Source organism: Streptomyces pluripotens (assembly GCF_000802245.2).
Taxonomy (GTDB): Bacteria; Actinomycetota; Actinomycetes; order Streptomycetales; family Streptomycetaceae; genus Streptomyces; species Streptomyces pluripotens.
Genome location: NZ_CP021080.1, coordinates 3,501,515 through 3,523,635, shown reverse-complemented (window position 1 = coordinate 3,523,635; position 22,121 = coordinate 3,501,515). Strand labels below are relative to the sequence as shown.

Annotated in this window: 24 protein-coding genes and 2 tRNA genes; 9 read left to right on the top strand and 17 right to left on the bottom strand. The window is 69.3% G+C overall.

Features of this window, described 5'->3' with window-relative positions; genetic code table 11:
* Positions 1-15 precede the first annotated feature (15 nt).
* The 3 genes from gyrA (at position 16) to LK06_RS15815 (ending at position 3,547) form a co-directional block, all read left to right on the top strand.
* Entirely contained in the window at positions 16-2,610 is a 2,595-nt protein-coding gene (gene gyrA / locus LK06_RS15825; RefSeq protein ID WP_039653689.1) for a DNA gyrase subunit A, read from the top strand.
* 18 nt (positions 2,611-2,628) lie between these two features.
* Positions 2,629-3,357, top strand: a complete 729-nt coding sequence (locus LK06_RS15820) for a DUF3566 domain-containing protein (RefSeq protein WP_039653688.1) — start codon at positions 2,629-2,631, stop codon at positions 3,355-3,357.
* A 113-nt stretch (positions 3,358-3,470) separates the two neighbouring features.
* A tRNA-Ile gene (locus LK06_RS15815) sits at positions 3,471-3,547 on the top strand.
* A 68-nt stretch (positions 3,548-3,615) separates the two neighbouring features.
* On the opposite strand, the gene LK06_RS15810 is transcribed toward LK06_RS15815, so the two are convergent.
* The 13 genes from LK06_RS15810 to LK06_RS15755 all read right to left on the bottom strand — a co-directional run bounded on the left by LK06_RS15810 (position 3,616) and on the right by LK06_RS15755 (position 10,444).
* A complete protein-coding gene (locus LK06_RS15810; RefSeq protein WP_043432296.1) occupies positions 3,616-4,773 on the bottom strand; it encodes a tyrosine-type recombinase/integrase in 1,158 nt (385 codons plus the stop codon).
* On the bottom strand, positions 4,773-4,961 hold the full coding sequence (locus LK06_RS15805; protein ID WP_043432299.1) for a helix-turn-helix domain-containing protein: 189 nt from the start codon (positions 4,959-4,961) through the stop codon (positions 4,773-4,775). Before LK06_RS15805 ends, LK06_RS15810 begins: the two co-directional genes overlap by 1 nt.
* Positions 4,958-6,349 carry a replication initiator protein RepSA gene (gene repSA, locus LK06_RS15800; RefSeq protein WP_043432302.1) on the bottom strand — a complete coding sequence of 464 codons (1,392 nt, stop codon included), beginning with the start codon at positions 6,347-6,349 and terminating at the stop codon, positions 4,958-4,960. The genes LK06_RS15805 and repSA overlap by 4 nt, the downstream gene beginning before the upstream one ends.
* The gene (locus tag LK06_RS33750) at positions 6,346-6,516 is read right to left on the bottom strand and encodes a hypothetical protein (protein ID WP_167747943.1); all 171 of its coding nucleotides are present in this window, start codon (positions 6,514-6,516) and stop codon (positions 6,346-6,348) included. The genes repSA and LK06_RS33750 overlap by 4 nt, the downstream gene beginning before the upstream one ends.
* Before the next feature lie 5 nt (positions 6,517-6,521).
* A complete protein-coding gene (locus LK06_RS15795) occupies positions 6,522-6,704 on the bottom strand; it encodes a hypothetical protein (RefSeq protein ID WP_043433429.1) in 183 nt (60 codons plus the stop codon).
* A 91-nt stretch (positions 6,705-6,795) separates the two neighbouring features.
* Complete coding sequence (locus LK06_RS15790) at positions 6,796-7,107, bottom strand: hypothetical protein (protein WP_043433430.1); 312 nt, start codon at positions 7,105-7,107, stop codon at positions 6,796-6,798.
* A gap of 14 nt (positions 7,108-7,121) precedes the next feature.
* On the bottom strand, positions 7,122-7,277 hold the full coding sequence (locus tag LK06_RS15785; protein WP_086083352.1) for a hypothetical protein: 156 nt from the start codon (positions 7,275-7,277) through the stop codon (positions 7,122-7,124).
* Between the two features lie 14 nt (positions 7,278-7,291).
* Positions 7,292-7,480, bottom strand: coding sequence for a mobile element transfer protein (locus LK06_RS15780; protein WP_030067617.1), 189 nt, complete (start codon positions 7,478-7,480; stop codon positions 7,292-7,294).
* A 20-nt stretch (positions 7,481-7,500) separates the two neighbouring features.
* Positions 7,501-8,166 carry a DUF2637 domain-containing protein gene (locus LK06_RS15775; RefSeq protein ID WP_043433432.1) on the bottom strand — a complete coding sequence of 222 codons (666 nt, stop codon included), beginning with the start codon at positions 8,164-8,166 and terminating at the stop codon, positions 7,501-7,503.
* A 77-nt stretch (positions 8,167-8,243) separates the two neighbouring features.
* Positions 8,244-8,435 carry a hypothetical protein gene (locus tag LK06_RS15770; RefSeq protein ID WP_043433434.1) on the bottom strand — a complete coding sequence of 64 codons (192 nt, stop codon included), beginning with the start codon at positions 8,433-8,435 and terminating at the stop codon, positions 8,244-8,246.
* Positions 8,432-8,689 (bottom strand): hypothetical protein, encoded by a 258-nt coding sequence (locus LK06_RS15765; RefSeq protein WP_043433435.1) that lies wholly within the window; start codon positions 8,687-8,689, stop codon positions 8,432-8,434. The genes LK06_RS15770 and LK06_RS15765 overlap by 4 nt, the downstream gene beginning before the upstream one ends.
* Positions 8,690-8,771: 82 nt before the next feature.
* Positions 8,772-10,112 (bottom strand): FtsK/SpoIIIE domain-containing protein, encoded by a 1,341-nt coding sequence (locus LK06_RS15760; RefSeq protein ID WP_043433438.1) that lies wholly within the window; start codon positions 10,110-10,112, stop codon positions 8,772-8,774.
* 2 nt (positions 10,113-10,114) lie between these two features.
* Positions 10,115-10,444 (bottom strand): SCO3933 family regulatory protein, encoded by a 330-nt coding sequence (locus LK06_RS15755; protein ID WP_043433451.1) that lies wholly within the window; start codon positions 10,442-10,444, stop codon positions 10,115-10,117.
* Between the two features lie 189 nt (positions 10,445-10,633).
* On the opposite strand from LK06_RS15755, the gene LK06_RS15750 reads away from it, so the two are divergent.
* Positions 10,634-11,392, top strand: coding sequence for a GntR family transcriptional regulator (locus tag LK06_RS15750; protein WP_043433439.1), 759 nt, complete (start codon positions 10,634-10,636; stop codon positions 11,390-11,392).
* Here LK06_RS15750 and LK06_RS15745 read toward each other — a convergent pair whose 3' ends face one another.
* Positions 11,393-12,001: a nuclease-related domain-containing protein gene (locus LK06_RS15745; RefSeq protein ID WP_043433441.1), complete on the bottom strand. Its 609-nt coding sequence runs from the start codon at positions 11,999-12,001 to the stop codon at positions 11,393-11,395. It abuts the gene before it with no gap.
* A 601-nt stretch (positions 12,002-12,602) separates the two neighbouring features.
* On the opposite strand from LK06_RS15745, the gene LK06_RS15740 reads away from it, so the two are divergent.
* The 3 genes from LK06_RS15740 to LK06_RS34880 all read left to right on the top strand — a co-directional run bounded on the left by LK06_RS15740 (position 12,603) and on the right by LK06_RS34880 (position 14,197).
* A tRNA-Ala gene (locus LK06_RS15740) sits at positions 12,603-12,673 on the top strand.
* Positions 12,674-12,733: 60 nt separating this feature from the next.
* Positions 12,734-13,111, top strand: a complete 378-nt coding sequence (locus tag LK06_RS35265; RefSeq protein WP_411572774.1) for an NrdR family transcriptional regulator — start codon at positions 12,734-12,736, stop codon at positions 13,109-13,111.
* A gap of 378 nt (positions 13,112-13,489) precedes the next feature.
* Positions 13,490-14,197 carry a group II intron maturase-specific domain-containing protein gene (locus LK06_RS34880; RefSeq protein WP_324618355.1) on the top strand — a complete coding sequence of 236 codons (708 nt, stop codon included), beginning with the start codon at positions 13,490-13,492 and terminating at the stop codon, positions 14,195-14,197.
* 370 nt (positions 14,198-14,567) lie between these two features.
* Here LK06_RS34880 and LK06_RS15730 read toward each other — a convergent pair whose 3' ends face one another.
* Both LK06_RS15730 and LK06_RS15725 read right to left on the bottom strand, forming a co-directional pair.
* Positions 14,568-18,818 (bottom strand): WD40 repeat domain-containing protein, encoded by a 4,251-nt coding sequence (locus LK06_RS15730; RefSeq protein WP_043433443.1) that lies wholly within the window; start codon positions 18,816-18,818, stop codon positions 14,568-14,570.
* A 509-nt stretch (positions 18,819-19,327) separates the two neighbouring features.
* Entirely contained in the window at positions 19,328-19,837 is a 510-nt protein-coding gene (locus tag LK06_RS15725) for a hypothetical protein (protein WP_159025132.1), read from the bottom strand.
* A 204-nt stretch (positions 19,838-20,041) separates the two neighbouring features.
* Here LK06_RS15725 and LK06_RS15720 point away from each other — a divergent pair, with 204 nt between their 5' ends.
* Positions 20,042-20,551 (top strand): hypothetical protein, encoded by a 510-nt coding sequence (locus LK06_RS15720; RefSeq protein ID WP_039653684.1) that lies wholly within the window; start codon positions 20,042-20,044, stop codon positions 20,549-20,551.
* A 135-nt stretch (positions 20,552-20,686) separates the two neighbouring features.
* Complete coding sequence (locus tag LK06_RS15715) at positions 20,687-20,875, top strand: ferredoxin (protein WP_039653682.1); 189 nt, start codon at positions 20,687-20,689, stop codon at positions 20,873-20,875.
* 62 nt (positions 20,876-20,937) lie between these two features.
* Here LK06_RS15715 and LK06_RS15710 read toward each other — a convergent pair whose 3' ends face one another.
* Positions 20,938-21,732 carry a glycosyltransferase family 2 protein gene (locus tag LK06_RS15710; protein WP_174673881.1) on the bottom strand — a complete coding sequence of 265 codons (795 nt, stop codon included), beginning with the start codon at positions 21,730-21,732 and terminating at the stop codon, positions 20,938-20,940.
* Positions 21,733-22,121: the final 389 nt, after the last annotated feature.

Sequence of the window (22,121 nt, the reverse complement as noted above, 5' to 3'; positions counted from 1 at the left end):
GGAACTTCATCAGCAATGGCCGACGAGAACACTCCAGTCACCCCACCAGAGGGCGGCGAACTCGTGATGCGGATCGAGCCTGTCGGGCTCGAGACGGAGATGCAGCGGTCGTACCTCGACTACGCGATGTCCGTCATCGTCTCCCGTGCGCTGCCGGACGTCCGGGACGGCCTCAAGCCGGTACACCGCCGCGTGCTGTACGCGATGTACGACGGCGGCTACCGCCCCGAACGCGGCTTCTACAAGTGTGCCCGTGTGGTCGGCGACGTCATGGGCAACTACCACCCGCACGGTGACTCATCGATCTACGACGCCCTGGTGCGTCTGGCCCAGCCGTGGTCGATGCGGATGCCGCTGGTGGACTCCAACGGCAACTTCGGCTCTCCGGGCAACGACCCGGCGGCGGCGATGCGCTACACCGAGTGCAAGATGGCGCCGCTGTCGATGGAGATGGTCCGCGACATCGACGAGGAGACCGTCGACTTCACGGACAACTACGACGGCCGTTCTCAGGAGCCGACCGTCCTGCCGTCCCGCTTCCCGAACCTGCTGATCAACGGCTCGGCCGGTATCGCGGTCGGCATGGCGACCAACATCCCGCCGCACAACCTGCGCGAGGTCGCGGCCGGCGCCCAGTGGTACCTGGACAACCCGGATGCCAGCCACGAGGAGCTGCTGGACGCGCTCATCGAGCGCATCAAGGGCCCTGACTTCCCGACCGGCGCCCTGGTGGTGGGCCGCAAGGGCATCGAGGAGGCGTACCGCACCGGCCGCGGTTCCATCACGATGCGCGCGGTGGTCGAGGTCGAGGAGATCCAGAACCGCCAGTGCTTGGTGGTCACCGAGCTGCCGTATCAGGTCAACCCGGACAACCTGGCGCAGAAGATTGCCGACCTGGTGAAGGACGGGAAGATCGGCGGCATCGCCGACGTCCGAGACGAGACGTCGTCCCGGACCGGCCAGCGCCTGGTGATCGTGTTGAAGCGGGACGCCGTCGCCAAGGTCGTCCTCAACAACCTGTACAAGCACACGGATCTGCAGACGAACTTCGGCGCCAACATGCTGGCGCTGGTCGACGGTGTGCCTCGCACGCTGTCCCTGGACGCGTTTATCCGCCACTGGGTGACGCACCAGATCGAGGTCATCGTCCGCCGGACCCGTTTCCGGCTACGCAAGGCCGAGGAGCGCGCGCACATCCTGCGGGGTCTGCTGAAGGCGCTGGACGCCATCGATGAGGTCATCGCGCTGATCCGACGCAGTGCGACGGTCGAGGTCGCGCGCGGCGGCCTGATGGATCTTCTGGAGATCGACGAGATCCAGGCCAACGCGATCCTCGAAATGCAGCTGCGGCGGCTGGCCGCCCTGGAACGGCAGAAGATCGTCCAGGAGCACGACGAGCTTCAGGCGAAGATCAACGAGTACAACGCGATCCTCGCCTCCCCGGTCCGCCAGCGTGGGATCGTCAGTGAGGAACTGGCGGCGATCGTCGAGAAGTACGGCGACGACCGACAGACCAAACTGATCCCGTACGAGGGCGACATGTCCATCGAGGACCTGATCGCCGAAGAGGACATCGTCGTCACCGTTTCACGGGGCGGCTACGTCAAGCGGACGAAGACCGACGACTACCGGGCGCAGAAGCGCGGTGGCAAGGGAGTGCGCGGTACGAAGCTGAAGGAAGACGACATCGTCGACCACTTCTTCGTCTCCACCACCCACCACTGGCTGCTGTTCTTCACCAACAAGGGACGGGTGTACCGGGCGAAGGCGTACGAGCTGCCCGACGCGGGGCGGGACGCGCGGGGCCAGCACGTGGCGAACCTGCTGGCCTTCCAGCCGGACGAGTCGATCGCCGAGATCCTCGCGATCCGCGATTACGAGGCGGCGCCCTACCTGGTGCTGGCCACCAAGGCCGGCTTGGTCAAGAAGACGCCTCTGAAGGATTACGATTCGCCTCGCTCCGGCGGCGTCATCGCGATCAACCTGCGGGAGCGGGAAGACGGTTCGGACGACGAGCTGATCGGGGCCGAACTCGTCTCGGCGGACGACGATCTCCTCCTGATCAGCAGGAAGGCCCAGTCGATCCGGTTCACCGCCTCGGACGGCACCCTGCGCCCGATGGGCCGTGCCACGTCCGGTGTGAAGGGCATGAGCTTCCGTGAGGGCGACGAGTTGCTCTCGATGAATGTGGTGCGACCCGGTACGTTCGTGTTCACTGCCACCGACGGTGGGTACGCGAAGCGGACCGCTGTCGACGAGTACCGCGTCCAGGGCCGCGGCGGCCTCGGCATCAAGGCCGCCAAGATCGTGGAGGACCGCGGTTCGCTCGTCGGCGCGCTGGTCGTCGAGGAGAACGACGAGATCCTCGCGATCACCTTGTCCGGTGGTGTGATTCGTACGCGAGTCAACGAGGTCAGGGAGACAGGCCGTGACACCATGGGTGTCCAGCTGATCAACCTGGGCAAGCGCGATGCCGTGGTCGGTATCGCACGTAACGCCGAGGCGGGGCGCGAGGCGGAGGAAGTCGACGGCGACGTGGCCGTGGACGAGTCCGCCGAGGGGGCCACGACCACCGGCACGGACGAGGGTGAGGCGCCCTCGTCCGAGTAGCACGAGGAGTGAGTCATCGTGAGCGGAGCCACGGGCGCCGGGTCGGCCGGTACCTCCACGGGTACGGAGACGGACGGCGGCGGCCGTGGCTCCGCCGCGAGTGCGGGGGCCGCGAACGACCCGCACACGACCAACCTGAAGCCGGTGAAGGCTTCCGTGACGGACTCTTCCGGCACGAAGGAACCTCAGGGGGGAACCGTGACGGACACCGGAGGTCCGGCCGCGGCCGGCGAGGCGCAGTCGGCGTCTCCGCTTCCACGGGAACGGAGCGCGGATCAGCCGTCCGGGCCCTATCACCCGCCACAGGCGTATCCGGCGGGTCAGGCTCCTGCCGGTGCGGTACGCCGGCCGCGTACCGGTGTGCGGACGGCGCCGCGCACCCGCAAGGCCCGGCTGCGCGTGGCCAAGGCCGATCCGTGGTCGGTGATGAAGGTCAGCTTCCTGCTTTCGATCGCGCTCGGTATCTGCACGGTCGTCGCCTCGGCGGTGCTGTGGATGGTCATGGACGCGATGGGCGTCTTCTCCACGGTCGGCGGCCAGATCTTGGAGGCGACCGGCTCGAACGAGTCGAACGGTTTCGACCTTCAGGCCTTCCTCTCCCTCCCCCACGTCCTGATGTTCACGTCGATCATCGCGGTGATTGACGTGGTCCTGGCCACGGCGCTCGCGACGCTCGGCGCGTTCATCTACAACCTGTCCGCGGGCTTCGTGGGCGGTGTCGAGCTGACCCTCGCGGAGGACGAATGACCGCCCGCGGCAGCCTGGCCTGACGGTCCTCCGACAGCCGATTTTGGGACTGCCACGGTCGTGCGCTAATCTTCAGGAGTCAGCGCGCGGGGCACCACACCGCAGAGCGCGGCGGGGCTATAGCTCAGTTGGTTAGAGCGCATCCCTGATAAGGATGAGGCCACAGGTTCAAATCCTGTTAGCCCCACCAGCGAAAAGACCCCCGGATCATCGGTCCGGGGGTCTTTTGACACCATCAGTTGACACCAACAGCGGCGGTCAGCCGATGAGCGGATCTTCCAGGAGTTCGGCGAGCATGCCGACCGCTTCACGCTCACTGTCGCCGACCACGTGCGTGTAGACGTCCATGGTCATGCTGATCTGGCTGTGCCGAAGGATCGCCTGAGCCACCTTGGGGTGCACCTTCAGGAAGGCGAGCAGGGTCCCGCAGGTGTGCCGGGCGAGCCGGACCGTGATGCGGCGGACGCTGGCGCGCTTGACGAGCCGATCGAAGGTCCGCGAGAAGCCCACCGGGTCGATCATGCCGCCATGCTCGGACGAGAAGATCAGGTCATGGTCCGGCTCCTGCGACCAGTGCTCACCGGCGATCTTCCGTTCCAGCTCTTGCAGCTCTCGGCGCTCTTCCAGGGCACGGGCGCAGAACTCCGGCAGGGGGAGCACGGCCTGTGACGACTCGGTCTTGAGGTCCTTGAGAACCAGGCCGGTGCCCTTGACCCGCTGCACCTGCTTGACCGGGGTGAACTGCCGCGCCTCGAAGTCGATGTCTTGCCAGCGCAGGCCCAGCAACTCGCTGCGCCGCAGACCGAGCACCAGGACGAGGACACAGGCCGCGTAGAGGCGGTGAGCACGGGCCGCGCGGAGGAACGTGATCGCCTCACGTGCGTTCCATGCCGTGCCCTTGTCCTTGCTGACCTTGGGCATGTCGACCAGGAGAGCGACGTTGCGCGTCAGGATCTCCTCTCGGATGGCTCGGTTGAGCGCGTTGCGGAGGACGCGGAGCACCTCGAAGCGGGTGGACGCGCCGACCTTTTCGCGCTTCAGGCCGGCCATGAACGTACGGATCTGGGCGGGGGTGAGCTTGACCAGCGGCTTCTTACCGAGGTGCGGCAGCAGGTACAGCCTCACCTTGGACTCGTACTTGACGTACGTGTTGTGCTCGGAGTCCGGCTCAACGATGTGCTCAAGCCAGTACGCCAGCCACTCGCCGAGCGTCCAGGAGCGGGAGGGCACCGGTACGCCGTTGCGTTCCTGGTCTTGAAGCTTGCCGAGCTTCTCGTTGGCGTCGTCCCATGTGGCGCCGTACACGGTCTTGCGAACGCGGTTGCCGTCCGTGTCGGTGACGTACGCGCGGCCCATGTATCGGCCGTCCGCTCGCTTTGAGATCGTGCCGCCGCCGTTGGGGCGCCTCTTGGTCATCAGGCACCCCGCTCGATCTGCCTGCGGATGAAGTCCCCGACCGAGTCAGCCGGGATGCGACGGCAGCCGTCGACTTTGATCGAGACCAGGCGGTGAGTGCGGATCAGGTCGTAGACCTTGGTCCGGCCGACCTTGAGACTCGCCATGACCTCCGGCACGGTCAGCAACTCGGGGGCGGCGGTGGTCATGCGGCAGCTCCTTCCAGGTCGAGCAGGGCGGGAAGTTCCTCGCGGGCGGTTTCGCGGTTGTGCTGGATATCCCGGCGGATGTTGGCGGCGAGCCAGGATTCGCCGGGGGTGTGGCCGTGGCCTGCGTAGGTCCAGTGGGCGAGGGTGAGCGTCGTTGCCTCCGTCTCGTCGTCGGGGTCGGGCAGGCCGAGGGCTTCGCGTTGCTGTACGGCGCGGTAGTCGGCGCGGACCTGGCGCAGGGCGCCGAGGGTGGTGGAGTAGCGGCGGGACTTGGTCGAGAAGTGGCCCCGGAAGCCGAGCATGTGAGCCCAGTCCCGAAGCTTCCGGTCCGGGTAGAGCGGGTGCAGGTCGAGGCACGCGGCGATGAGCCGGGCGGGGTGGTCGGGTACGCCGAGCAGGGCGAGGGCCTCTTTGTTGCCGATGCGGCGGTCTACGGTGCCGGTGGTCTCGGCGGCCTTGGTGGCGTACTTGGCGACGTAGGAGGCCACGGCCTGTTCGGTGATCTCTTCGCCATGGCCGAAGGCGCCGATCGGCTGTACGTCGAGCTGGGTGCCCCAGCGGAGTGTGCGGGCGGGGTGGTCTCCCGCGGGCGGTACGTCGACAGCGACGCGGACAGCGGCGGCGCGGATCGAGTCGGTGAGCAGGTCGAGGGTTGCCCAGGCCGGCGGCGGGCTGTCGGGCCCGTCGGGGCCGTCGAAGCGGATCACGGCATGGAAGTGGACGGCTCCGCGCTTTTGGTACTCGGCGACCTTGCCGAAGGCGACGCGGGACTGTTCGCGGGCGGCTTTCTGGGTGAGGCCGGCGCGGCGGGCGATCTCGCGGCGGAGGTAGATCGTGAAGTAGCGCCACAGGTCGGAGGCGTGGTTGTTCCACAGCACGGCGCCCGCGTAGTCGTACGTGTCCGGGGCGAGGGGGGTGCCGAGTTCGGGCGCGTCCTCTCCGTGGCGGGTGCCGCAGGCGCACGGGCGGTTGCCGGGGCGGTTGTGGACGCGGCCGAATGAGGGCGCGGTGAGCGTGGCGAAGACGCGGGGGTGATCCCGGATGGTGTGCGGGGTGCCTTTGTCGGGGTCGCCGACGAGTCCGGCGCGGATCAGGTGGTAGGTGTCGCCGGCGTAGGTCCAGGCGCAGGACGGGCAGCGCGAGGCACGGCGGTTGCCACAGGCGATACGGAGTCGGCCGCCGGGTTCGGTGTCGGTCGAGTAGGAGTGCAGCACGTAGCCGGTGGCCGCGTCGCGGGTGACGGTGGAGCCTTGCAGGTGGATCGGGTCGGAGCAGCCGCCGGTGCGGCGGATCTGGTCTTGGATGCGGTCGAAGTCGCCGGACCCAGCCAGCCTCAGCACGTCAGCGAGGGTGGCCGGGTCCAGGCCCGCCGTGGTGGCGGTGGTCACGCGTTGTCCTCCTCGGGCGTGTGGCGGTCGATCCAGTCCTCTGCGCAGACCTTGTGGACGGGCTTGCCCCGGTCGGAGCGGAGCGGGGTGGGCTTGGTGCAGATCACGCACGGCTTGTCGCCGGTGGGGTCGTAGTGGTCGGCGGAGCGCCAGTTCAGGAGGGCCACGGCGGTCACCTCCCGGCGCGGGCGAGCACGGAGGCGGGGGCGGTGTGGCCGGTGCCCTTGCAGGTCGGGCAGGTGACGCGGAGGGTGGCGCGGGTGCCGTCGGCGTGGCGGGTGCCGGTGGTGATGGCGACGGTGGGGAAGCCGTCGCAGTCGCGGCAGACGCGGGTGTTCTGGGCGTGCTGGGGCATGATGGGGCTCCCTTTTCGGGTCCGTTGGGTCTGGAAGGGGTGCAGGCGCCGGGGCGGCGGATCTTTGGCGAGAGAGCCGCCCCGGGGCCGTTCAGTGCTTGTGCAGGTCCTTGATGAGCAGGCGCAGGACGACTGCGACCACGGCGACGGAGACGCCGGTGATGGCGACCGCGAGCAGCAGCGAGACCAGGACCGCGCCGACGACGAGGACCACGGCGCCGCCGCCAGCGGCGAGGGCGAGCGCGCTGCCGGGGGTGAGCTGGACGGTGGGCCGGTTCGAGGCCGGGGCGACCGGGACCGGCGCGGGGGCCGACGACTGGACGGGCGCCGGGGTGTAGGCGGTCGGGGCGGTGGCCGTGGCGGGCGGTGCGGTGTCCTGGGGCGGGTACTTCGGCGTGAACACGAGGCGGTTCCCTTCTACTTGAGGACGGTGCCGAGGGCGGGGGCGAGGAAGCTTCCGGCGACGAGGTAGCCGCCGACCAGGAGCACGGCGACCAGCCACCACGGCGGGCGGGCGAGCTTGACGCCGAGCCATCCGACGACGAGCAGGGCGAGCCAGAGCGGTACGTCCATGGCGTGGTCTCCTGTCAGGCCTTGCAGCGGTGGGTGCGGGCGGCGAGTTCGGCGCCGGCGCGGGTGTCGTAGTCGGCGGCGAAGCCGCAGCCGGGCGCGGTGCAGGCGGCGGTGTGCTTGTCGCGGCCACGGCCGTCGTAGGACGTGGCGACCTGCACGGGGCCGATGCGGATCACGTTGCGGAAGCGGCGGTAGGCGGTCACGGGCGGTATCTCCTTCCTGGTCAGGTGAGTTGGAGTTCAGCGGCGATGGCGCCGGCCATCGGGGCGGGCAGTTGGAGCCGGGCGGACAGGGCGTCGGCGGGCATAGGGGACCCGGTGAAGGCCCGGTGGGCATCGGCGATCTTCCGGGCGTGGTCGAGCAGCGCGACCGGAACAGCGGGGGCGCCGGGCGCGGGCTTGGGCGGTGCGGGGGTCAACTCCGGCACGGTCGCGGCGGGGGCCGGGTCGGCGGCGGGTTCGTCGGTGCGGTGCATCTCGACTTCCGGCGCCGCCGGTTCGTCCACAGGCTGTGCAGGAACGGCCGATGCGTCGGGCGAGTGGACCAGGAGGGTTCCGCCGAGGAAGGCCAGCGCGGGCCAGCCCGCGACGAGGATGCACAGCCAGGCAGGCACGTGGGCCAGGTCGAGGAGTCCGGCGGTGGCGATGTTCGCGCCGAGCGAGGCGAACAGGGCGATCACGAACCAGGTCCAGGCGGACCGGTCGCGGCGGGCCGTGCGCAGCCGTCGCCAGGCGGCGACCAACAGCAGGTCGACCGAGACCGGGTAGGCCCATGCCTTCCAGCCGGATTGTCCGGCCGCTTCGGCCAAGTCGTGCAGATGGGCGAAGGACAGCGCGCCGGCGATGACGGCCTGTACGAGTACGGCATCCGGGCGGATAGAGCGGGACATGCGGGGCACCTCCCTTCAGGGAGTCGGGCCAGGGGCGGGCGGGGAACGGTGTCCGGCCGCCCAGCCCCGGCGGGGTTTCAGTCGGTGGGGGCTTCGCCGGACCCGAGGCAGGCCAGGCACAAGCCGGTCTGTTGGCCGACGGTGCGGCGCTTGCGGCCGACGCGGACGGTGCGGGAGACCTCCCCGGAGCCGTGGCACGTCGGGCACTTCGCGGGCTCCGGGTCGGCGGTCAACGGGTCGGGGATCTTCCGTGCGGCCACGGCGATCACGCGTCCTGCGTGGTCGCGGTGTCGGCCATCTGCGCGGCGGCCCAGCGGTCCACGGCCGCGAGGTAGCCGGTCACCGTCTTTGCGAGGCTCTCGGCGAACGCCTTGTGGTCGGCGGGTGAGCGGCTCTCGAAGACCGAGATGGTCAGGTGGTAGCCGTCTCCGTCGAGGGCCAGGATGGGCGGGTGGACGGTGCCGTAGTCGTGAACGTGGACCCAGGTGGAGGGCTCCCCGTGGAAGGACATAGAGGCGGACATCGTGCGTACCTCCCTGCGTTCGGGCATGGCTCGGGTAGGGACCTGGCGCGATGCGGTCGCGCCGACCGGGGTGGAGCGGGTGTTACTCGGTGACGGGTCGGGGCTTGAGCAGCGACGGACCAGCCGCCGGCACAGGGGCGGGAACGTAGGGGCGGAACGGGTCGAGGAACGGCAGATCCGGGACCAGGTGGGCGAACTCCCGGCAGACCGCAACGACTTCATCGCGGGATGTGTTCGGGGTGCGGATCTTCGACCAGCCGCCCGAGGAGTCCGCCGCGACAGCGGTTCCGGGACGGTTCATCGGGATCAGGCTCGCCGCCGGGACCGCATCCGGGGCCACATCGGCCAGGCCCATTTCGGCGGTCTGCTTGTCGTTGACGCGGTGCACCACACGGCCGGTGAGCTGAGCGCGGAGCATGGTGGCGCCCTTGCCCAGGTCGGAGCCGAAGCGCTGCCCGCAGATCTCCAGATAGATGCCGATCGCGCGGGCCATCTGCGCGAGCCGGATCAGCGCGGTGACGATCCGCTCCCGGCGCTCCTCATCCTTCTTGGAGGAGATCAGGAACAGTTCCGCCACCTCATCGACCAGGACGACCACCGGCACCGGCTGCAGCTCTGCGGGGAGTTCCCACAGGTCCGAGACGCCGTGACGGCTCAGCAGGTCGAAGCGGTCTTCCATCTCCGCGACCAGCACGCCGAGCAGTGAGGCGGCATCGTCGGGGTTGGTGACCAGCGCCGACAGGCGGTGCGCGAAGGCGGACTGTTCCACCCCGCGCTTGCAGTCGACGCCGACCAGGGCCACCGGCAGTTGCGCGAGCCCCTTGATCAGGTTGCGCTGATACATGGACTTGCCGGAGTGGTTGGCGCCCAGGGTGAGCGCCATCGGTGCCTTGCGGTAGTCCCGCTCGAACGCGGTCCCGTCCTCACGCACCGCGACCGGAACGGCCATGCCGTGCGGGCGAGCCTTGCGGGGCATCCGCACCCGGCGCAGCACGTCATAGCCGGTCATCCGCAGTTCCACGAAGCCGGGCTTCGTCTCGGCCACGGTCACGGAGTGGACGCCCCAGGCGTGCCGGAGTCGTTCCGAGGAGGCGATCACGTCGGCGGGCTCCAGGCCGGCGGGAAGCCGCAGGGTCACCCGCAGCCCGGTCGACGTACCGCGTACCCGGCGGATCTTCGGCGGGACCGGCTGAACCTCACGACGGGCGACGCTGCGAGTCATGAACGCCCGCAGACCCGACGGCTGCACCGTCAAGCCGCACACGTCCATGGTCGACCGGTACGAGAGGGTGAAGCGACCCCACGTGACCGGCATCCCGACCAGCGGCCAGTACACACGCGGCGCGCGGACCTTCGCGTAGCCGAGACCGCCGGCACCGGCCAGGGCTCCCGTGGCCTCCAGCCACATCGTCAGGTCGGTCATCGTCAGGCCGCCGGGGTGATCGCGACCGCGCGGAACGAGATCCCGTGCCGCTTCTGGCCGTTGAACTCGTTCTCCCAGTCACGCGCCTTCAGGCCGATGACCTTCACCGGCATACCCGGCGCCAGACCCTCGGGGAGACCGGTCTCCGGCACGGTCACCTGGTAGAGGTTCCCCTCCCCCTCGTCCGAGACCAGCAGACCCACGGTCGAGAGGCTCGCGTTGGTCTCCCGGTCCACGGCCCGCTCACCGGTCTTCTTGTTGACCATCTTCGGTTCCGGCGCGGTCGCGACGAACACCACAGCGGTCGACGTGTCGATCTTGAAAGACGGCATCAGCACATCCCTCGTTCTGTGAGGCCACCTTGCGCGACCTCTCTAGACATCCCCATGGGAGCACATCTCTAGAGACGTAGTCAAGAGAGATGTCTAGAGATGTTGTCGTCGAAGGATTGCGGATACACGCACAGAGCGAGCGACCTACCCATGGCCTAGGCTGTCTAGAGAAGAGAGGAGGGCTCCCGAATGGCCACCACCGACGACGACCGTCGGCCGAAGTACCAGCGGATTGCGGACTCTCTACGAGAAGCGATCCAGTCGGGCGAGTACGGTCCTGGTGATCGGCTTCCGGGGGAGAACGATCTGATGGCCGCGCATGGCGTGGCCCGCATGACAGCGCGTCAGGCGTTGAGCGTGCTCAAGGACGAGGGCGTTGCCGAATCCCGCAAGGGCGCCGGCGTCTTCGTCCGATCCTTCCGTCCGTTGAGGCGCCGAGGCATCCAGCGGCTTGCGCAGGAGCAGTGGGGCAGTGGCCGGTCCATCTGGTCTGCCGACATCGAGAACCGCACCCTTGTGGTGGATCAGGTGACGGTGTCGGAGGAAGCCGCACCGGAGCAGATCGGGCAGGTGTTGGACCTGAGCGAAGGGGACACCGTCTGCGTCCGACGCCGGCGGTTTGTCTTGGACGGGAAGCCCGTTCTCCTCGCGACGAGCTATCTCCCCACGGCGGTGGTCGCAGGGTCGGCGATCACTCAGGAGGACACGGGGCCCGGCGGAACGTACGCCCGCCTTGCTGAACTCGGCTACAAGCCAGTGCACTTCCGCGAAGAGATCCGCTCACGGATGCCCACGAAGGACGAGGCAGCGCAGTTGAGAATCTCCGCAGGTACGCCGGTCATACTCATCTGCCGAACCGCGTTCGCAGACGAGGGGCGCCCCGTGGAGATCAACGAAATGACGCTTGACGCAGCCTCTTACGTCCTTGAGTACGACTTCGACGCCTGATCAGCCAGACCAGATTTGAGCCCGTCGTGCGACTCCGTAGATGTGGGACACCTGGTCGGCTGACAGCGTCGGCGTCAGCCCGGACAGAACTCGGTCGAGTTGATCGACAGCGAGGACGAGCACCGGCGGATTGGCGCTCTTGACGGTGAGCTTCCCTGCGTGCACGACAGAGATCACGGGGCGGACTGGCACATCGAATCCGCAGTGTTCGGACAGGGTGCGGGACACCCGACGCGCTTCGGACTGGCTGGCCGCGATGTGGCGGGTAGGAGTGCCGTTCACAGTGATAGCCCTGTCTCCGTACCAGACCGTCTTTCCCCGGTGCCGCTTGGAGTTGATGGAGAAGACGCCGGCTGGTCCGATGGTGAGGTGATCGATGTCCGTGCCGGTCACCCACTGGACAGCGTGAAGGGTGAACCATCCATGGCCACGGAGCCTGCTCAGTCGCCGGGCGGTGAGCAGTTCACCACGGAGGCCGACAGCCCAGTTGTAGATGTCCGTATCGGGTCGCCACCGGTCGATCAGTCTCAGCAGAGGGTTCGGCTGTAACTCGCGGATCTTGCGGCGCACCGCGTCGCCCGGCCGATTCCGCGCCAAGTCATCTGCCAACGACTGCACACCTGCCCCCTCGCGTGTGACTGAACTGCCAGATCACCACGGAGACGGCATCTCTGCCCAGGCCCGGACAGGCCATGAGCTGTTACAGGTTTCTCTACCTCATCAAGCCCCGGCTGCGCTCCGCTCCGCCGGGCGCGCTTCCCGGCTCTGGCTGCGCCCGCGCTCCTGCCTTCGGCCCGCTCGGCGCTGCCGCCGCCGACGCGCGCCCACATGTGGATAGGGCCGGAAGCCATGAGTCGATCACCGCATAGCGCGGCACGGTCAAGACGATGCCTCCGGCGGGGGATCGGCCGGCACCGGGATGGAGGGGGCGCCGTTCCCGGACGCGGGTCCGTAGTGGCGTGCGCGGGGTGCTCCCATCCCGTCCACCGTCGACCCAGGCAGAGCCGAGCAGACGCGGCCCATGGCGTCCAGGTCGTTCGTACAGTGGCGCGCTCCACCTGGACGCCATGAACCACGCCCGCTCCACGGTGTGTGGGTCGACGGCGGACGGGATGGGAGCTGGGGAAGGTGGTGGGTTGCGGGAGTCTGTGTCGTGATCGTTTAGATTCCCGATTTGCCTCAAATCCCCTTCGTGGGCTACAACTTGAATGCTTGTAGCTCAGTGGATAGAGCAGCCCTTTCGCGAAGGGCAGGTCGCGGGTTCGAGTCCCGCCAGGCCCACAGGAGGCGGGGATCACGCGTACCCCGCCTCCGTCAACGTCTAGGGAAGGGGTGTCGCTCATGCGCTGCCCCTCTTGTGCCGCTCCAACGCGTGTCGTCGTTGCCGAAGTGAGTAATCACGGATCGACGATCAGGCGTCGCCGCAGGTGTTCCGCGTGTGACTTGCTGTTCACCACTTTGGAGTGCGCGAACCTGGTCACGGTCCCGCAGTGCGGCGTGCGTGTCCCGTTTTCCCGTTGGTCTGTGATCACGAAGGTGCGCACCGCAGCGCAACGGCATCGCCAGGTGATCGACTCAGCCGCCCATCGCGAGCGAACCAGAAGCCAATCACTAGGCGTCTCGCTTCACCATCACCTTGCACAGCGCCGGACCCCGGAATCCAGCGAGCTAGGCGCAACGTCGCCTTTCTCGCTGGCGTCTGCTTCGGGCCGGGGCTGAGCCAGCGTTCTGCCAATCTTCGTTTGGACTGTGCATGTGAGGAGTGCGATGCGCGGCCGGCCCCATGGCGCATCTACGCCCACGTGTGGTCACTCGTTCGCGATCTCTCTATCAACATCCTCAGTGGAGCCTTCATCAGTCTGGTTGGCGCAGCGGCCCAGCGAATGCGACGTCGGCGCGCGGAGACTGATCCTGGGGCCGTCTCCGACGAAGCCGAATGACACGGCGGCGGTGGCCGTAGTCTCTGTCAGGCAATACGTCAAGAAGCTCGTTGATGTCTGACACCAGCGGCTGACACCAACAGGCACGGACAACCGCGATCGGTGCCGAACGTCGGCGACCGATCAGCCGAGGGTTCCAGCCGGTTGACCGACGTCGATGGCCCCCCGTGATCGACCTGATAAGGATGAGGCCACAGGTTCAAATCCTGTTAGCCCCACATGCGAAAAGACCCCCGGTCCACAGGGCCGGGGGTCTTCGGCGTGTGCGCCCAGCATGGGCGATTGCTTGGGAGCGGGCTGCCAGAAGGGTGCTTGCCTCGGTCACGGCCGTGGTGGAGCAGCGGTTGAAGCTGAAGGTCAACCGGGAGAAGTCGAAGGTGGTCCACGCCCGCTCGGCGGTGCTGCTGGGCTTCGCTTCTACTTCACCCGGAGCGGGGTCAGAATCCGGGTCGATCCGAAGGCGCTCGCGCGCTGGAAGACGAAGATGCGGGAGCTGACCTCGCGGCGGTGGAGCATCGCGATGGACGAACGTATCGCGAAGATCAACCGCTTCATGACCGGATGGATGGGCTACTTCCAGCTCTCGGACGCCTCCAGTCCGTTCCGGGACCTAGAAGAGTGGTTCCGCCGCAGGATGCGGCAGATCCGCTGGAAGGAATGGAAGATCCCCCGCGCACGCCGGGCGAACCTGCGCAGACTCGGGATCACCGAGTCCCTCTCCCACCAGTGGGGGAACAGCAGCAAGGGCTACTGGCGGATCGCGGGCTCGGCCGTTCTCCAGCGGGCATTGCCCAACTCCTACTGGGACGACCTTGGCCTGTTGACCTTCAAGACGATCTCGCAACGGTTGAGATCAGCTCGGTGAACCGCCGGATGCGTGACCCGCATGTCCGGTGGTGTGAGAGGAGGGACGGGCGACCCGTCCCTCCTACTCGATTGACGACGGGCAGCGGCAGCGGTGGATCGCAGTGACTGCGCTGCTGGACCCCGGTGGAGGGGCGTTTTGGGTAGAAGGCTGATCGGGGGGCGACGTGTGCGGTCGCGGGTCCTCTCCGGACGCGGGTTCTCATCTGGATTCGCGGCGAAACCAGGTCGGTTGGGCGGGTTCCTCGGCGCACGGAAAAGACCCGACCGCAGGCGACGGGGGATGCACCTGCGATCGGGCCATGGCCAAGGGTAACAAGGATGGAGGCCGTGTGGGGCCAAGTTGGTGAAGAATAAGTCAGGTTGGGAGATCATCTGCCGCAGGGCGGGTCGTAGGACAGACGGGGCAGGTACTCATGCCACTTCTGCGGGGTCAGTACTCCCCTGGTGACCGAACAGATGTGTCGGATCGCCGCGTCAGCGTCCAGGCTCCACAGCCGGACCGTGTCGGTGCCGCTGGACACGCCGAGGACGCGGCTGCCGGGGCTGAAGGACAGGAAATTGCCGGTCTTGGCGTCGGGACTCATGGACTGGCCGATGGGTGTCGCTGAGGCGGGGTCGGAGATGTTCCAGAGGCGGACCGTGTTGTCGTTGCCGCCACTGGCCAGGGTGTGTCCGGACGTGCTGAACGTCAGTGAGGTGACCGCCTCGGTGTGGCCGGTGAGCGGGGCGCCCAGCGGAGTTGCTGAGGCGGGGTCGGTGACGTTCCAGAGGCGCACCGTGTCGTCGTCGCTGCCGCTGGCCAGGGTCTGTCCGTCGGGGCTGAAAGCGAGCGTGTTGACGGGACCGGAGTGCCGGTCGAGCGGTGCGCCGAGCGGGGTTGGGCGGGCCGGATCGGTGGTGTTCCACAGCCGGATCGTGCTGTCCGCGCTGCCGCTGGCCAGAGTGTGGCCGTCCGGGCTGAAGGCGAGGGCGTTGATGTACCCCCGGTGGCCGGTGAGCGGATCGCCGAGCGGCACGGGGCGGGAGGGGTCGCTGACGTTCCAGAGTCGGATGGTGCGGTCGTCGTAGGCGGTGGCCAGGATGTGGCCGTCCGGGCTGTATGCCAGCGCGTTTGGGCCCATGAAGCGGGTCCACAGGCGGAGCGGGGGCCCGGCGGAGACGGGGTGGGACGGGTCGGAGACGTCCCACAGGTAGACCGCCCGCGCGCTGGTGAGGACCGCGAGGGTGCGACCGTCCGGCGAGAACACCAGGGAGCGCTGCCCGTCGTCCGCGCGCATGAACGGCTCGCTCAGTGGCAGGGGGCGGCCCGGCTGGGCCACGTTCCACAGCCGGAGCCGGCCATCCCGCGCGGCCGTCGCCAGCACCCGCCCATCCGGCCGGAACGCCGCGTTCCGGCCGATCACGTCCGAGGTCGGAACCGACCACAGGCGCACCTTGCTGTCGCCGCTCCCGGTGGCGAGGGTCCGCCCGTCGGGGCTGAATCCCAGCGCGTACATCTCCCCGCTGCTGCCGGCGAGTGGCTCCCCGACCCGGGACGGGGACTGCGGATCGCGCACGTTCCACAGGCTCGCCGTGCTGTCCGCGCTCGCCGCGGCCAAGCTGCCGCCATCGGGACTGAACGCCACCGACCAGACGGGGCCGGTATGGCCGGTCAGTGGTGAGCCGAGCGATTTCGGATGGTTCGGGTCGCGCATGTCCCATAGCCGGACGGTGTCGTCCGCGCTGCCGCTGGCCAAGGTCTGCCCGTCGGGACTGAAGGCCACCGAGTGCACGATGCTCGTGTGCCCCCTGAGTACCGTGTGGATCGGCTCGGGATGGTGCGGGTCGGTCGTGTTCCACAGCCGGATCGTGGCGTCATCGCCGCCCGCGGCGAGTGTCCGTCCGTCCGGGCTGAACGCCACGCTGCGCACCGCGGCGGTAGGACCGCGCAGTGCACCCAACTGCTTCGGCCGGTGCGGGTCGGTCACGTCCCACAGGCGTACGGTGTGGTCCTCGCTGGCCGAGGCCAGGGTGTGGCCGTCGGGGCTGAAGGCGACCAGGTAGATCGTGCCGGTGCGACTGGTCAGAGGCCGGCCGATGAGGGCGGGGTGGGCCAGGTCGGTGACGTCCCACAGTCGGATCGTGCCGTCGTCGCCGGCACTGGCCAGGGTGTGGCCGTCGGGGCTGAAGACCGCGCTGCTCACCCAGCTGGTGTGGCCGGTGAGGGGGGTGCCGATCGGTTTCGGGTGGCTCGGGTCGGTGACGTTCCACAGCCGGACCGTGTGGTCGTAGCTGGCTGTGGCCAGCGTTTTGCCGTCGGGGCTGAAGGAAGTGAGGTACACGGCGCCGGTGTGGCCGGACAGCGGGGTGGCCAGCGGCGCGTTCACGATCGAGATCAGGCGGCTGTACGTGCCCTCGTCGTTGGGGCGCAGGTGATGGGCGACCAGGTCGAGCTGGGCGGCCAGAGACGGGTCCGTGCGCTGGACCCGGTCGGCTTCGGCGAGCACCTGTTCGAACACGGCGTCGTCCCGCTGCTGCCAGGCGATCACGGCCGAACCACCGGCGAGCAGGGCCAGCACGACCAGGGCCGCCACGGCGGCGCGGCTGATCCAGACAGTGCGCTTGCGTAGCCTGACCGAGGCGGCCAGGAACTCCACCGCGCTCCGGGTCAGAAAGGTGTTGCCGGCCGACTTCGCCCAGCTACGGGCCTGCTCCAGCCGGGACCCCCGGTACAGCAGTGAGCTGTCCCGGCCCGAGTCCTCCCAGGCACGGCCGTCCTCGTCCAGCCGCTGCCGCAGCAGGTGGTCGTTGCGGTTGTCGTCGATCCAGTGCCGTAGTCTCGGCCACGCGTGCAGCAGCGCCTCATGGGTGATCTCGACGGCGTCCGCGTCCAGCGTCACCAGCCGGGCCTGCACCAGTGCTTCCAGGGACTCCTCCGTCTTGCCGGGATCCGCCGACTCCTCCGCCAACTGCCGACGGGTGCCCCGACGGCGTGTGGCCTGGGTGTCCTCCCCCAGCCGGACCAGCCGTAGCAGGAGCAGTCGGGCGGCCGTACGGGCAGCGGGGTCGAGGCCGGTCCAGGCGCGTTCGGCGGTGGCCGCCACGGCCCCCTGGATCCCGCCCGCCGCTCGGTAGCCGGACAGCGTCAGCTTGCCGGCCTTCCGACGTTGCCAGGTGGCTAGGAGGGCGTGCGACAGCAGCGGCAGTACGCCCGCGTCGTGCGCCCCGCGCGGGCCGTCGGCACTCACCTCGCGCACGATCAGCTCGGCGAGTCCCCGCTCCAGCTCCAGACCAACCGCCTTGGCCGGTCCGGTCACCGCCTCGCGCAGCTCGCCGCTGGTCAGCGGGCCGAGCACCATGTGCCGGTGCTGCAGGGCGTCGGCCAGTTCTCGGTAGCGCAGGCACTGCTCGTAGAAGTCGGCACGGATACCGAGGACGACCAGTGCGGGGGCGGGCCCGTCCGAACTGGCGGTCGGGGTGCAGGCGGCGTGCAGGAGCTTGATGAAGGTACGCCGGTCCGCTTCGTCGGAGCAGAGGGTGAACGCCTCCTCGAACTGGTCCACGATGAGCACCGGCCGGCTGCCCGGCCCCGCCTCGCGGCATGCCCACGCGGAGACGGCCGTACGCACGGCACGGGCGAACCGCGGGGTGTCGGATCCGGATGCCGCCGGGTTCTTCGCCGCTTTTTCCTCGGTCCTGCGCACGTCGGCGGCGACGGGAGCGAGGTCCGGGATGCCACGGACCAGCTCGCCCAAGGGGTCGGAGCCGGGGACCAGCTGCAGGAGCGGGGCCGTGGCGGCTGCGGTGGTGGTCGTGGTCCCGGTCGTGGTGGTGGGGGACGTTGCGTTGCCGGGTGGGGCGGTCGGGCGTGTGGTGTCGGTGGGTGCGGGCGCCGGGGGCGTGGGCGTCTGTGCGGAACCTTCGGTGCGAGTGCCCGTGGGCACCCCTGGGGGGAGCCCGGGAGTCCGGCTGCCCGGGGAGACGGTTGTCCCGTCGCCTGTCGGTGTGAGGGACCGGATGTCCCCCAGGGCGCCCTCGCGCAGTGCGGGGACCAGACCGGCGTTGAGCAGGGACGACTTGCCCGCCCCGGATGCGCCCACCAGCATGACCAGGCCACCCGTTCGCGCTGCCGCGCGGAGCTGGCCGACGAGCGCGTTCGTGCTCCGCTCGCGACCGAAGAACCACCGTGCGTCCTGCTGCCGGTACGAGGCCAGCCCACGGTAGGGACACACGCCTCCGGTGACGGGTGGGGCCTGCTCCGGGTCCCGCCGCTTCTCCTCCATGGGGGCTGTGGACCGGTCGCCCGGCGGGTTGGCCAGCGCGTGTTCCCACAGACGCTGCCAGTGGCCGATGTCGTACAGACCGCTGGACACCGGTTCCGGACGGAGGCGGCGGGCCTCTGGGATCAGGATCTGCAGAACCGCCGCGAGGGCAGCGAACTGGGCCGGTACGTTTCTGGCCCGGCGCCAGTCGCTGATCCGCTGCGCGGACACCCGTACGGCCCGGCCGCGCTCGTCGACCCGCTGCAGTCGTACGACCGCCTCGGCGACGCTCTTGAGGGGAGGGTTTCCGGCCTCCTTGTACAGCAGTGCGAGGCGCTCGGCGAAAGCTGTACGTGCTGTCCCTGAGTCGGAACCCAAGGCCCCACCCCTTTACTTCCCCCCGCATCTGGACGTCCGGACCGGAAAACCCACTCTATACGCCTGACCTGCGGATAAGCGTCGAACTGGAGACCGGAACCTCCTCGTGGGCGGTGCCAGATGGCAGGATCCGAACCCGATGGGGGACGCGTCACACGCCGGCCGGACAGGCCACTGGCTGAGTGCTCGGAGAGACGGCCCATGGCAGCTGAGGTTCTCGGTCAACTTGTGTCGCAGCGTTGCCAGTGGATTCCACCGAAAGCAGGGAGCGGCGACGGCGCCTGCGGCTGAGCCCGTGGGCCCCGAAGACCACTCCCTTCTCCGGCCCGTGCCGATACGCCGACACGGCGCGGGTCGACACCCCCGCACCGTCCGGCACCGGTCCCCACGAGGGGAGGGACCGGTGCCGACGGGCAGGGCAGCGGACGGCGTGTGCCCGGCGCACGCGTGGCACGCACACGAGACGTGCCGGACGGGTTCCACAGGGGCTCCGGTTGTTGTGCTCGTACTCAGGAAGACACCGTGTCCGCTTCGGCCCAGCCCGCCTCGCGGGCCGCGGCGACGGCGCGGAGTTCGGCCTGCTCGGCGGTGGCGTTCAGGGCCGCGTCCCGCCCCCGCGCGCTGCCGCCCGCCGCGGACGCGGCGGCCTGGGACGCCGTCAGTGCCGCTCGCAGGGCCCTTGCGGCGGTTCCGTCCCTGCCGGAGGCTCTCTGCGCGGCGGCCAGCTGTGCTGCCAGGGCGGCGGTGGCGGCGGCATTGCGGGCGCAGCGGGCGTCCGCTGCCGGATCCGGCGCGTTCGCGGCCAGCGTGGCGAGTGACCGGGCCGATAGCCGCAGAGCGTTGGCGGCCCGGCCGGCGGGGTCCGTCGGCACGATCTCGGCCGCGTCCGGTCCCACGCCGGCGTACCGGCACGCGGCGACCGCACGGTCGTGGGCGCTACGGGCGCGGGCGCTGTGCGCGGCGCGCAGCATCTCCTCCGGTGGTGTGGTTCCGGCAGCCGCCTCTTTCCGTCCTTTCACCCCTGGCCTCCCTCACCGTTGCTGACGACGGACCGCACGATCGCGGGCAGGGTGCCACGCCCGCCGCGAAGAGACCAGCAGCGCGCGGAAGGGAGCCCACGTGGCCGGCGTGAGTGGTGGCGGGAGTACCACGTACCGCCTGGCAATCTGACGGTACGTCAGCTACGGTCCGTCTCGCCTGCCGTTCCCGAAGGGGTGAGTGCCATGGAGAAGCGTTCCCGCTGCCCGCGACCACCCGGTGTTCCGCGCTGGGTCGCGATGTTCCATCAGCCGTCCCAGGACGCCTGGACGGTGGCTGCGGAGTCGCCCCACAGGGATCCCGTGCTGTACGCGGTCGGGGACATGACGCAGACCGTGCGGGCGCGCGGAGACGAGGCGGCGGTCGCCCTGTGGGGTCCGGAAGGCGGTGCCTGGCGTCAATTCGACGCACCCACCACCAGGACATCCGTCCCCCCATCCGCCCCTGCCGCCACTTCCGCAGCCGCGTCCGAAACCTCAGCCGGGCGGCCCGCGGACGCCCCCGCGGGACCGGCCAGACTCGCCGAACGCATGACGGACCGCCGACACCAGGTGCTCCTGGCCGGACTGAGCAAGGCGGGCCTGTACGACCTGGCTCCCGAGGACGGCGAGACGGTCCGGACGATGGCCGACCGGCTCGACGAACCCACGGTTCGCCGGGTGGCCCACTGGCTGTCGGTTGCGGGCCGGCGGTAGCGGCACCACGGGCGGGACGGCTGCGGACACGGCCGGTTCAACGGGGGCTCCGCCGGGCAGTGACGTCCTGGAAGTCACTGATTCGGCTCCCGGCGGACTTCGTCGGCAGGGAGCCGTCGACGGCTGGGAGGACGCATGAAGGTCTCCGTCGACCGCACCTTGTGCTACGGCTCCGCCGAGTGCGCACACCGGGCGCCGACCGTCTTCGCGTTCGAGGGTGGGTACGGCGTGGTGCGGCCCGGTCGCGAGGACGCTTCGGATGACCCGCAGGTCCGAGAGGCGGCCGAGAAGTGCCCTGCCCAGGCGATCGCGTTCGTGGAGTGACAGGAGGTCGTCTCGGTGCGGGCTGGTCAGCCGCTGTCGGGTGACGAGCCGCTGTCGGGCGATCAGCCGTCGGCCGGATAGGACCACTGGAAATCCGTCAGCACGCGGGCCCGGTTCTCCGCGACCGCCATACGGGCCTCATGTTCGGCCGGGTCCACATGGGACGGCTGGCCCGTGGCCTGCCCGTCCCACTTGCGGTACAGCAGGCCGACCTCCGACGAGAACCAGCCGCGGCTCACCGCGTTCAGCGCCAACAGCAGTCCGGTGTCCTCCGAGGCGGGCAGGGCCATCCAGCCGCCCAGACCGGCCAACAGGTTCCGCCGGACGCACAAGGTCGCCGGATGGACCGGCGCGCGGAAACCGTTCCGCTTCCAGTGGTCGAGCACGACACCGCGTTCGACCGGACCGACCTCCGGATCTCCGGGGAAGCCGGCCGTGGAGCCGTCGGGCAGGAGGTCGAGAACCCGTGATGTCGTCCAACCGATGGTGCGATCCGCCTCCAGCACGGCCAGATCGCGGGCCAGTGCGCCCGGCGTGAGCTGGTCGTCGGCGTCCAGCACCTTCACGTACGCCCCGTCCGCGCGTGCCAATGCGATCGTCCGGGCGACTCCGGGACCGCCGGGCCGGCCCTGGCGGAAGGACACCCGTGCCTCGTCCGGAACGTAGGGGCGGACCTCCTCCGTCCTGCCGTCCTCCTGGACCACCCACTCCCACTCCCAGCCATCGGGGAGCCGTTGTGCGCACAGTGAAGCGTAGGCATCCGGCAGGAAACGGGCGGACGGGCCGTGCACAGCAGTGACAACGGTGATGCGCCGGCTCACGACTGCACTCACCACCTTTCCGGGGATCACGAGCATGTCGTACGAGGATCATGTACGAAGATCATGTGCGAGGGGCGCGCGCAGGTGAGGATGGGGACCACGGACAAGGGGCTCCTGCCCCGATGCGCGAGGTCCTTCGTGACAGGTCGTAACGGCGCGAGACCCCCGGCCGAGCCTGGCCGGGGGTCTTTCCGTGTCGACTGGTGCGTACGCAAGTCGCCTGGTGCCGAAACGTCCGCGCTTCTTCGTACCGTCCCTGAGTGCCGTGTCTACGGTGTCTGCCGTATCTGCCGTGCCGTATCTGCCGTGCCGTGCTTGTGGAGCCGTGCTTGTGGTGCCGTGTCTACAGCGCCGTGCAGAGGGTGGGCGGTGCGGGGCTGTGCCGCACGCGCTCTGCGGGTGCTGTGGGTGGCGCCGTGGGTGCT